Annotated in this window: 11 protein-coding genes; 10 read left to right on the forward strand and 1 reads right to left on the reverse strand. The window is 57.0% G+C overall.

Annotated elements, in window-relative coordinates:
• The first annotated feature begins 360 nt into the window (after nucleotides 1-360).
• Together FJ145_26085 and FJ145_26090 are read left to right on the forward strand one after the other, a co-directional pair.
• A complete protein-coding gene (locus FJ145_26085) occupies nucleotides 361-681 on the forward strand; it encodes a hypothetical protein (GenBank protein ID MBM4264881.1) in 321 nt (106 codons plus the stop codon).
• The gene (locus FJ145_26090; GenBank protein MBM4264882.1) at nucleotides 678-1,373 is read left to right on the forward strand and encodes a DUF72 domain-containing protein; all 696 of its coding nucleotides are present in this window, start codon (nucleotides 678-680) and stop codon (nucleotides 1,371-1,373) included. Before FJ145_26085 ends, FJ145_26090 begins: the two co-directional genes overlap by 4 nt.
• A gap of 36 nt (nucleotides 1,374-1,409) precedes the next feature.
• Here the strand turns inward: FJ145_26090 and trxB are convergent, their stop codons facing one another.
• Complete coding sequence (gene trxB, locus FJ145_26095) at nucleotides 1,410-2,351, reverse strand: thioredoxin-disulfide reductase (protein MBM4264883.1); 942 nt, start codon at nucleotides 2,349-2,351, stop codon at nucleotides 1,410-1,412.
• 43 nt (nucleotides 2,352-2,394) lie between these two features.
• On the opposite strand from trxB, the gene moaC reads away from it, so the two are divergent.
• The 8 genes from moaC (at nucleotide 2,395) to FJ145_26135 (ending at nucleotide 10,331) form a co-directional block, all read left to right on the forward strand.
• Nucleotides 2,395-2,874, forward strand: coding sequence for a cyclic pyranopterin monophosphate synthase MoaC (gene moaC / locus FJ145_26100; protein ID MBM4264884.1), 480 nt, complete (start codon nucleotides 2,395-2,397; stop codon nucleotides 2,872-2,874).
• Between the two features lie 43 nt (nucleotides 2,875-2,917).
• Nucleotides 2,918-4,093, forward strand: coding sequence for a class I SAM-dependent rRNA methyltransferase (locus FJ145_26105; protein MBM4264885.1), 1,176 nt, complete (start codon nucleotides 2,918-2,920; stop codon nucleotides 4,091-4,093).
• An 81-nt stretch (nucleotides 4,094-4,174) separates the two neighbouring features.
• The gene (locus FJ145_26110; protein ID MBM4264886.1) at nucleotides 4,175-4,867 is read left to right on the forward strand and encodes a JAB domain-containing protein; all 693 of its coding nucleotides are present in this window, start codon (nucleotides 4,175-4,177) and stop codon (nucleotides 4,865-4,867) included.
• A 77-nt stretch (nucleotides 4,868-4,944) separates the two neighbouring features.
• Nucleotides 4,945-6,378 (forward strand): M23 family metallopeptidase, encoded by a 1,434-nt coding sequence (locus FJ145_26115; GenBank protein MBM4264887.1) that lies wholly within the window; start codon nucleotides 4,945-4,947, stop codon nucleotides 6,376-6,378.
• Nucleotides 6,182-7,807, forward strand: coding sequence for an MmgE/PrpD family protein (locus FJ145_26120; GenBank protein ID MBM4264888.1), 1,626 nt, complete (start codon nucleotides 6,182-6,184; stop codon nucleotides 7,805-7,807). The genes FJ145_26115 and FJ145_26120 overlap by 197 nt, the downstream gene beginning before the upstream one ends.
• A gap of 51 nt (nucleotides 7,808-7,858) precedes the next feature.
• A complete protein-coding gene (locus tag FJ145_26125) occupies nucleotides 7,859-8,560 on the forward strand; it encodes a cyclase family protein (protein ID MBM4264889.1) in 702 nt (233 codons plus the stop codon).
• Between the two features lie 60 nt (nucleotides 8,561-8,620).
• Nucleotides 8,621-9,610, forward strand: a complete 990-nt coding sequence (locus FJ145_26130; protein MBM4264890.1) for a quinone oxidoreductase — start codon at nucleotides 8,621-8,623, stop codon at nucleotides 9,608-9,610.
• 1 nt (nucleotide 9,611) lies between these two features.
• Nucleotides 9,612-10,331, forward strand: a complete 720-nt coding sequence (locus FJ145_26135) for a hypothetical protein (protein MBM4264891.1) — start codon at nucleotides 9,612-9,614, stop codon at nucleotides 10,329-10,331.
• Nucleotides 10,332-10,661: the final 330 nt, after the last annotated feature.

The following is a 10,661-nucleotide window of genomic DNA, read 5'->3' on the forward strand; positions in this document are numbered from 1 at the left end:
ACGAACAGCGGCGCTGACCAGTCGCCGGGTCACCCGCTCGATTATACCGCCCCAAACTGCCGCCCAGCATCCGCGTCTACGTATGTGCCGTTGACCGTCGGTGCGGAACCTTAGAGCGGAGTTATGGACGACTGGTCTAATCTTGTCTCGGGTGTTACGTTGACCCTATGTTGAGCGACACCTCATCCGAAGCGCGGCAAATTCAGACGAGCATACACCGCAAACTTGGCGATCCGCGCCGGTTAGAACTTGCTGTGAACATGAGCGAGATGGTTCGCGAACTGGCACGCGCGCGTATTCGCGCAAAACATCCTGAGTTTGATGAAACGGCGGTTCGCGCGGAGCTCATCTGGGAATTATATGGCGTTCGACGAGATCGCTGACGACGTCCTTCGCCGCATATTACAGATTCTGGAATCGGCTAATATTCCCTACATGCTAACTGGCTCTTTCGCCAGCTCGATCCACGGCTCCCCCCGCGCAACGCAAGACATCGATCTGGTCATCGCACCCAATCCAATAAGTTTGGACGATTTATTGAAGCATTTCCCGGAAGACAAATATTATGTCCGCCGCACCCAAGGAGCCGGTTTGGACACTGCTTGCGTGGATCGATGGGTGGCAGATCTTGGACTTCAGCTCGACTGGAGCAGGGCGCAAATGAAAGAACGACAGCCATGAAACTCTGGGTCGGCACCAGCGGCTATAGCTACGAACCTTGGCTCGGCAATTTCTATCCGGAAAAGCTGGCAGCGAAAGATATGCTGTCGTTCTACGCCTCGAAGCTCAGTACGGTCGAGATCAACAACACTTTCTATCGCATGCCGAAAAAAAGCGTCGTCCAGTCATGGGCGGAACAGGTGGGTCCAGATTTTCGCTTTGTGCTCAAAGCGCCGCAGCGCATCACGCATATGAAACGGCTCAAAGAAGCCGAGTCAGAGGTTGAATATTTTTTTGGGGTTGCCGCGGCGCTGAAAGAAAAAGCTGGAGTGTATCTGTTTCAGCTCCCGCCGAATTTAAAAGCCGACCTCGATCGCCTGCAAAAATTCCTCGCTGTGTTACCCAGTGACGGCAACGTCGCTTTCGAATTTCGCCACCCTTCGTGGTTTTGCGAGGAGGTTTTCGCCTGTTTGCGCACGCGGAACTACGCACTATGCGTGAGCGAAACCGACGACGAAGAACTTCGCGACCTGGTTCCTACCGCAAACTGGGGTTATCTACGGCTGCGCCGAACAAATTACCAACACGCCGACTTGGTGCGCTGGAAAGAGCGGATATTCGCCCAGTCTTGGGACCGCGCCTATGTTTTCTTCAAACACGAAGACGAAGGAATTGGCCCCAAGCTGGCCATGGATTTGCTCAAATTTGCGTAGGGACAGGTCGCGACCTGTCCGTACCAGCGCGCAACATCAATGCGCTTGGTTTTCCAAGAACCTCTCAGCGTCGATGGCCGCCATACAACCGCTGCCCGCGGCCGTGATCGCTTGGCGGTAAACCTGGTCTTGCACGTCACCACAGGCAAAGACACCGGCCACATTGGTCTTAGAACCATCATGGGTGAGAATGTAGCCGGTCGGATCAAGGTCCAATTGGCCGACGAAGAGGTTTGAGTTGGGCTCGTGACCGATGGCGATGAACAAACCGTCGCAGTTGAAATCGGAAGTCTTGCCGGTTTTCAAATTTTTCAGCTTCACGCCGGTGACCCCGCCCGCTTTCGGATCGCCATAGACGTCCTCCACAGCGCTGTCCCAGATGAATGCAATCTTTTCATTCTTCTGTGCCCGCTCCTGCATGATCTTCGAGGCGCGCAGCGTGTCGCGGCGGTGAACCACGGTTACTTTGCTGGCGAACTTGGTCAAAAACGTCGCCTCTTCCATGGCCGTGTCGCCGCCGCCGACGACGACCAGTTCCTTGTCCTTAAAGAAAAAGCCGTCGCAGGTCGCGCACGCCGAGACGCCGTGGCCCATGAGCTTCATTTCAGACTCTAAGCCAAGGAGCTTCGCCGTGGCGCCGGTGGCGACGATCAGCGTGTCGCAGGTGTAGACATCTTTGCTCGCGGTCACTTTGAAAGGCCGTTGCTTCAAGTCGACCGCCGTCACTTCGGCAAACAGAGTTTCGGTGCCGAAGCGCAGCGCTTGTTTTTTAAACTCTTCCATCAACTCCGGGCCCATGATGCCCTTTGGAAAGCCGGGAAAGTTCTCGACGTCGGTTGTGATTGTCAATTGACCGCCCGGTTGTGAACCTTCAACAACCAACGGTTGAAGATTGGCGCGCGCTGTGTAAATCGCTGCGGTGAGGCCAGCGGCACCGGAACCCAAGATGATAACTTTGTAGTGACTTTTTTTATCCATGCGGTTTCTGTAACATAAAATTTTCGAGGGAGAAACAAACCTGATGGCAACGCTCAGTCACTTGGACGAACAAGGCCGCGCGCGCATGGTCGATGTCAGCGACAAGGAAATCACCAGCCGCATCGCGGTCGCCCGCGGCACGATTCAAATGCGCCCCGAAACTCTCGCGCTCATCCGCAGCGGCAAAGTTGAGAAAGGCGATGTTTTTTCAGTCGCGCGGGTGGCCGGCATCATGGCCGCCAAGAAAACTTCCGAGTTAATTCCCATGTGCCACCCGCTAGCCATTACATCGGTCAAAGTCGAGCTCACCGCCGCCGATGACCCAGCGCGGGTCGAAATCGAAGCCTCGGTCAAAGTCAGCGGCAAAACCGGCGTCGAGATGGAAGCGCTGACTGCGGTCTCCGCCGCCGGGCTTACGATCTACGATATGTGCAAAGCCGTCGATCGCGAGATGGTGATTGGCGAGATTCGCCTGGTTGAAAAGAGCGGCGGCAAGAGCGGAACGTTCATTCGGGGCGAATGAGGCGATTTTGGCTTTTCGATTTTGGATTTTGGATTGATCGGCGATGACCGCCCTCTACCTCAAGAAAGACCGCGAGCGCCCGGTGCTGCGCGGCCATCCGTGGATTTTCTCCGGAGCCGTTGAGCGTAGCGAAGGCGATATCAACGAAGTTGGCGTCGCCGATGTCTTTGACTACAAGAAAAACTGGCTCGCCCGCGGCCTTTACAACCCCAAGAGCCAACTCGTGGTTCGGCTGCTCACCTGGAAAAAAGACCCGATCGATCGCGAGTTTTTCATTCGCCAACTAAAGCGCGCCGTTGATTTCCGCGGCGCCTATTTCTCGCCGGCAACCGATGCCTATCGCATAGTCAACGGCGAAGGCGACTTTCTCCCCGGGCTGATTGTCGATCGCTATGGAGATTATCTTGTCTGCCAGTTGTTCACCGCCGGCATCGAGCTATTCAAAGACGACATCATTGCCGCGCTGACCGAGCTCACCCAACCGAGCGGCATTTACGAGCGCAGCGAAGGGCGGGTCCGCCGCGAAGAAGGTTTGACCGATTCTGTCGGCGCGCTCGCGGGCGAGGCGCCGCCGGAGCTAATTACCATTCAAGAAAACAGCCACAAACTGCTCGTCGATATCCGCGCCGGCCAGAAGACCGGCTTTTTTCTCGATCAGCGCGACAATCGCGCGTTTCTCGCAACGCTTGCACATGACAAGAGTGTGCTCAATTGCTGCTCCTACACCGGCGGATTTTCGGTTTACGCGTTTACTGCAGGCGCCAAAGGAGTCGTCACGTTTGACTCTTCACACCCGGCCCTAGAAATCGCCGAGAAGAACCTGGAGCTAAACGGCGTGGCTGAAACCAAGCGCGAGCTCATCAAAGGCGATGCCTTCGCTTATCTCAAAGAATCCGACCAGACCTTCGATGTGATCGTCCTCGACCCACCGTCATTGGCGCACAAACGGAGCGATGTCGATGCCGCCACCGGCGGCTACAAATTTTTAAACATGCACGCGCTCAAGCGGCTTAACCCCGGCGGCACTCTCCTGACGTTTTCCTGCTCGCAACATCTACCCGCCGATCTATTTCAAAAGGTCGTCTTCGGCGCCGCCGTCGACGCCGGCCGCAAGGCAACGATTCTCGCGCGGCTCGGCGCCCCACCCGATCACCCCGTGAGTCTGCATCACCCCGAGGGAGAGTACTTAAAAGGGCTTGCGCTCCGCGTGTTGGACTGATCGCCTCACTGTGATACAGGATTCGAAAAGTCCAGGGACACAAGATGTGTCAGCACATCTGGAACTCCGAGCGAGGTGTCCGTGGCATCCTACCAAACCATCAAAGATTGGCCGGCCGAAGACCGGCCGCGCGAAAAGCTCTTAGACAAAGGCCCCCAGGCGCTAACCGATACCGAGCTCTTGGCCATCGTGCTCAGAAACGGCAACGCCAGCACCGGCGAAAACGCCATCGATCAGGCGCGCGTTCTGCTCGATAAGTTTCAAAGTCTCACCGGCATCGACCAGGCAAGCGTGGCGGAGCTGACGAGCGTCAAAGGCATCGGCCCGGCCAAAGCATCGCAACTCAAAGCGTCCTTGGAGATTGCCCGGCGCGTTGGCAGCCGCTCGTGGGACAGCGGCCAACCGCTGCGATCGTCCGAAGATGTCTTTCACCACTTTCGCGACGCCTTGAAAAAAGAAAAGCGGGAGTTTTTCTACGTCGTGCTGCTTAATAACAAAAACCGTAAACTGCGCGACGTTAAAATTTCCGAAGGGTCGCTCACTGCCGCGCTGGTGCATCCGCGCGAGGTTTTCAATCCGGTGATCCGTGAATCGGCTGCCGCCGTCATTTTCGTCCACAACCACCCAAGCGGCGATCCGGCGCCGAGCCCCGAAGACATCGAGATCACCCGGCGCTTAAAACAAGTCGGCGAAGTGATCGGCGTGCGCGTGCTTGATCACATCGTCATTGGCCACGACCGCTACTTTAGCTTCAGCGACCGCGGCATGCTTTGACACTGTTTCGTTGACATCGCACGGCCTCGTGTCTATGTTGATTTCAACGATTTTCTAGAAGGTCTTCTCGCGCAAATATGGCCACCATTGAACTTGGCAGACGACAGCGCAACTTTCGGCCGGTGTTGAACGTGCTTTACGCTCTGCTTGCCGTGGGATTGATCGCCGGGATCTTTTTTGCGGCGCCTCGCTTCGAGTGGAAAAAACCGCTGGTAAAAATCACCCCCGACGTTGATACCATTGGATTGGGCGCCATCGATATCGACGTGACCGAAGAAGGCACCGGCCTGAAAACGCTCAACGCGACGTTGACGGCCGGCGGCAGCGATGTGGTTTTGGCCAACGAAGAGTTCAGCCAGCCGGTCATGCAAAAGAAAATCAACGTCGCGCTGTCTGCGAAGATGACCGGCCTGAAGGAAGGCCCAGCCGTGCTGCGCATCAAGGCGCAGGACCGCTCGTTGTGGAATTTTTTCCGCGGCAACCAGACACTGATCGAAAAACACGTCACCATTGACGTTTCGCCGCCAACCATTGAGCTGATCGCCGACGACCGTTACGTCAACTTTGGCGGTGTCGGCGTGATCGTTTACAAGCCCTCGGCCGACACGCTCAATTCGGGCGTCAAAATCGGCAACTATACATTCCCGGGATACAAAGGGCAGCTGAAAGACACCAACCAGTATTTGGCGTTTTTCGCCCACCCCTACAACGCGAGCGAAAGCGAGCGCGCGGTGCTCTACGCCACGGATAAGGCTGGCAACACGCGCGAAATGAAGCTCGTCTACAACCTCAAAGAAGTAAAGTACAAAACCAGCACCATCAAACTTTCCGATGGCTTTATCGAGAACAAAGTGACGCCCCTGGTGAGCGACGTCGGCACGCGGCAGAAAAGCATTCGTGAACGATTTATCAGCGTCAACAAGCGGCTGCGCAAAGAGAACGAGGATAAGATTGAGGCGATCGGCAAGAAGAGCGCCGACAAGATGCTCTGGCAGGGCCCGTTTACCCAGCTTTCCAACTCGAAAGTCGAAGCCAATTTCGCTGACGCGCGCACCTATGTTTACAACGACGAGACGCTCGATAAAGCCTATCATTTGGGCTTCGATCTTTCGGTGACCAAACAATATCCCGTCGAGGCGGCCAATAGCGGCGTGGTCTCCTTCGTCGGCGATCTGGGCATTTACGGCAACACCGTGATGATCGATCATGGCTTGGGGCTGATGACGCTCTATTCACACTTGAGCTCAATGGACGTGAAAGTCGGCGACTCAGTCAAGCAGGAACAAATCATCGGCAAAACCGGCGAGACCGGCTTTGCCGGCGGCGACCATTTACACTTTGGCGTCTATCTTCAGGGCGTCGCGATCTTGCCCAAAGAATGGTGGGACAAAAAATGGATCAACGACAACGTCCTGCCCAAGCTCGAAGGGCGCAGCAGCGAGAGCGTCATCGAAGAGGCCAAAGAGGCTCGCAAAGGACGCCGCGCCGCTAGGGCGAAGAAGCCGGCATGACCGCCGGAGCGGTAATGTTTCGGGTTTCGAGTTGCCAGTCGGTTCTGAGTCAGCGTTGATTCGCGATAATACCGCAAGGCGCATCGCCGAATTTGTTTCCCACTTTCAGCTTCGGGGCACTCCTAACGAAGTCTGCGAAATTGCTAAACTGCACATTCTAGACGGTCTGGCTTGCATGCTTGGCGGCGTCCGCGAGGACGCCAGCCGAGTGCTACGGCGTCACATCCTAAGAAATACCGGTTCAAGACAAGCAACCCTCGTCGGCACCCAGCACAGGAGCAGCGCTGGACAGGCCGCCCTGCTTAACGGCGTAGCCGCGCATGTGCTCGACTACGACGACGCCCAGCTGGCAACTCAGCCTTCACGGCCTGCAGGCCAGCAAGTTCACCCGACCGCGCCGGTTTTGGCGGCGGCCTTGGCCCTCGCCGAAGCCCAGGGATCTTCCGGCAACGCTCTCTTGGCAGCCTACATCGCCGGCGTCGAAGTCGCCTGCCGCTTGGGCGATGCCATCGACCCGAGCCATTATCTCGATGGCTTCCACCCAACCGGCACGCTCGGTGTTTTCGGCGCCGCAGCGGCATGCGCCCATCTGCTGCGACTAAATGGAGAACAAACCCAATGGGCATTAGGCATTGCCGGAACTTTTGCCTCGGGCCTGCGCGCCCAGCGCGGCACGATGGCCAAGTCGCTCAGCGCCGGCCGCGCGGCCGAAGGCGGCGTGCTCGCTGCGACGCTTGCCGAGCACGGATTTACAGCGTCCGCCAATGTCTTCGATGACGTCCAGGGCTTTTTCAGTGCGGCGGCGAAAAACAAGATAGACAAAAAACTTTTGCGCTTCGGCCAGCCACTGTTTTTTGACAAGCCTGGCGTCGCTATCAAGCTCTATCCCGGTCCTGGAACACTCCATCCGGTGCTCGATGCGCTGATCGACTTGGTGAAAATCCACGACCTAAAACCACAACAGGTTAACCTCATTCGCGTTTCGCTGAACGCCAAAGCGGCGCTACCGTTGGTTTATCCCAATCCGAAAAATGCGCTGGAAGCGAAGTTTAGTCTGCCCTTTGCAGCTGCGGTAGCACTCAGTGATCGCGCCGCCGGTTTGTATCAGTTCACGGAAGAAAAACTCAAAGATCGCAGCCTGCAACGACTCATGCGGCGGGTCGTCCTCGCTCGCCATGGCGAAGATCGCGGCAGCACAGTCGAGGTCATTCTAACCGATGGGCAACGACACCGGGCCCGCGCAACCATCGCCCGCGGCCACCCAAAGCTACCCGCTTCAAAAGAGGAGATCGAAAGCAAATTTCGCCAATGCTCGCACGGTTCGCTTGGCGGTGCAGCGACCGAACGCTTTCTCAAAGATTTTTGGCAAATCGACCACGTAGCTTCGGTTGCCAAATGGCTTACGCCCCTGCGCCCTGGGCGGCGTTGACATTTCGCGAGTGCCCAACGATAAAGGAAGCGGTCATTGGAGGAAAAAACCATGCGTATCGTCGATCTCAGTATGACCGTCGAAGAATGCGACTCGGCGCCCTTTGCGCCCGACGAAAAATATTTTAAGCTCCGCCCGATCATCAACTGGGAAGACAAAGGTTTTGTGTCGAACGTCGTGCAAATGACCGTCCACGTCGGCACGCACATCGACTCACCGCATCACTTTTTCCGCGACAAGCCGTCGATTGAAAAACTGCCGTTGGAACCGATGGTCGGCAAGGCCGTGGTGTTGGATATCACCGCAAAGGGAAAAGCTCATGCGGCGATATTGCCGGAGGACTTAGACAAGGCCGAAAAGGACTTGAATCAAAAGGGTGTCTCTATTGACGAAGGCGGCATGCTTTTCTTGAGAACCGATTGGCCCAAGGGTCATGATACGACTGATCCGAAATGGTGGAACGACTCGCCCTACTTAACCAAGGAAGCCGCGCAGTGGGTCGTGGCAAAGAAACCGGCGGTTGTCGGCTTCGACTTCGCTCAAGAAGAAAAGGGCGCCGACTATCAGCAAGCCGATCAGATTTTGGACAGCGCCATGCGCGTGCATCGTACGATCCTGCCGCGAGTTACCTTCCAGATCGAAAACTTGATCAACCTCGATCAGATTGGTCCAACCGCGCAAGTGATCGCACTGCCGGTGAAGTGGAAAACCGAATCCGCCCCGGCGCGGGTGATCGCGATCCTGGAGAATTGACAACGGAATGACACCAACAATCGGAGGGGCGACCGGCTGGTCGGCCCTCCCGATCGACGCATGAAGGCCATTCGCGTCCACGAGCTCGGCGCGCCCGAAGTGCTCGGCTACGAAGAAGTTTCGGAGCCCAAGCCCAAACCAGGCGAAGTGCTCGTCAAAATCGAATCGGCCGGCATCAACTATCTCGACATCTATTATCGCTCCGGTTTTCACTGGGGCGGGCACCATCAACGCCCCTTACCTTACACTCCTGGCGCAGAGGCAGCGGGCACAGTCGTTGAGATCGGCGCAGAAGTACACGGATTCCAGATCGGTGACCGGGTCGCCTACGGCGTATCCAACGGCTACGGCTCCTACGCCGAATATTATGCCGTGCCCGCGTGGCATCTGATCAAGCTGCCGTCGTCGATAAGCTCGCAGCTCGCTGCCGCGGTCATGCTGCAAGGAATGACCGCCCACTACCTCACGCACAGCACCTATGCGCTCAAAACCAATGACAGCGTGCTCATTCATGCCGCCGCCGGCGGCACTGGGCTGCTCCTCGTGCAGATCGCCAAGAAGCTCGGCGCACGAGTCATCGGCACGACTTCGTCTGCCGAAAAAGCCAAGCTCGTAACCCAAGCCGGCGCCGATGCCGTGATCGATTATACAAAGAACGACTTTGCCGCAGAGGTTAGAAAACTCACCGATGGCCGCGGGGTGAATATTGTCTACGATTCGGTCGGCAAAGCCACTTACGAAAAGAGTCTCGATTCACTGGCACCGCTCGGCATGCTTGTGATCTTCGGCCAGGCAAGCGGCCCGGTGCCGCCCTTCGACACGGCGGTCTTGAATGGCAAAGGGTCGCTGTCGCTGGCGCGACCCAGTCTCACACACAACGTCGCTAACCATGCCGATGTCGAAAAGCGCGCCGGCGATCTGTTTTGTTGGATCGAAGCGGGCAAACTGAAAGTGACAATCGGAAACACTTACCCGCTCGCCGACGCGGCGGCGGCGCACCGCGACCTGGAGTCGCGGTCGACAATCGGCAAGCTCCTGCTCATTCCTTAATATGTACGGCTGGCGCGCAAAGATTGGCCGCATCTCCCCCTCGCCCGAAACCGTCGGCTGCGAAGAATGGCGCAGGCATCTACCGGAAGGCGTTTGTCTTGTCGAAACCCGCACGCTCTTGCACGACGTGACCGTCGAAGGTCTTGCGGAAACCGTCAAGCAAGTCGAGCGCGCCGCGCTGGAGCTAGCCTCCGCCGAAGTTAACGTGATCTTGCAAGCCGGCACCGCTATCGCCTTTTTCAAAGGCTTCGGTCACGACAAAGAGCTGGCCGAGCGCATTAGAAGCACAACCGGCATTCGAGCCACAACATCGCTGACGGCCGTTGTGAACGCGCTAAAGACCCTGGGCATCACCCGTCCGGCAATCGCGACATCGTATCTTGCCGACATCGATGCACGGCTCGTCGACGTATTGGAGCAGTCCGGATTCAAAGTCGCCGCCATCCGCGGGATGGGGCTCAAGCGCAGCATCGATATGGGCAAAGTAGAGCCCGACGCGACCTACCGCTTGGCGCGTGAAGTTGTCAAAACCGCGCCCGATGCCGATGGCATCCTGATCTCGTGCGGCAACCTGCGCAGCTTCGAGGCCATCGAACCGTTGGAAAAAGACACGGGACTACCGGTGGTCACCAGCAATCAAGCAGGCCTGTGGCAAGCCCTGCGCATGGCGGGCATCACCGATCGACTCGCTGGTCTTGGGCGATTACTGCAGGAGTTCTAGACCCTAAACCGACAATATGCGGAAACGCTTTCGCGCATTTAGAGAGCGGCGGATCAAGGCATTCAAGGAGCGTGAAATCATCACGGCGGGTGAGCTTCACGATTGTCATTCTGAGCCCCTTCGACTTCGCTCAGGATAAACTCCGGCGAAGAATTTGCCGATTGCGCCAGGCGAACAAGCAGATGCTCAGTGCTCAACATAGGGTCTACCATCGGAATTTAGCAGGTAGCGGTAGCGCTGGGAATCAAGTAGAAGAGATTCGACGAGGGTGTGGCTCTTAGGGTCAGTGGCCTGTGTATTCAGGCTCACATAGCCTGAAATGCCGCCCTC

It is taken from the genome of Deltaproteobacteria bacterium (genome assembly GCA_016874755.1).
Lineage (GTDB): Bacteria > Desulfobacterota > Binatia > UBA9968 > UBA9968 > DP-20.

What these genes read in the sequence shown, in the direction of transcription:
- FJ145_26125 (MBM4264889.1), top strand. Translation starts at nt 7,859, where the DNA reads ATGCGTATCGTCGATCTCAGTATGACCGTCGAAGAATGCGACTCGGCG.
- FJ145_26090 (MBM4264882.1), top strand. Translation starts at nt 678, where the DNA reads ATGAAACTCTGGGTCGGCACCAGCGGCTATAGCTACGAACCTTGGCTC.
- FJ145_26115 (MBM4264887.1), top strand. Translation starts at nt 4,945, where the DNA reads ATGGCCACCATTGAACTTGGCAGACGACAGCGCAACTTTCGGCCGGTG.
- trxB (MBM4264883.1), bottom strand. Translation starts at nt 2,351, where the DNA reads ATGGATAAAAAAAGTCACTACAAAGTTATCATCTTGGGTTCCGGTGCC.
- FJ145_26135 (MBM4264891.1), top strand. Translation starts at nt 9,612, where the DNA reads ATGTACGGCTGGCGCGCAAAGATTGGCCGCATCTCCCCCTCGCCCGAA.
- FJ145_26130 (MBM4264890.1), top strand. Translation starts at nt 8,621, where the DNA reads ATGAAGGCCATTCGCGTCCACGAGCTCGGCGCGCCCGAAGTGCTCGGC.
- moaC (MBM4264884.1), top strand. Translation starts at nt 2,395, where the DNA reads ATGGCAACGCTCAGTCACTTGGACGAACAAGGCCGCGCGCGCATGGTC.
- FJ145_26105 (MBM4264885.1), top strand. Translation starts at nt 2,918, where the DNA reads ATGACCGCCCTCTACCTCAAGAAAGACCGCGAGCGCCCGGTGCTGCGC.
- FJ145_26085 (MBM4264881.1), top strand. Translation starts at nt 361, where the DNA reads ATGGCGTTCGACGAGATCGCTGACGACGTCCTTCGCCGCATATTACAG.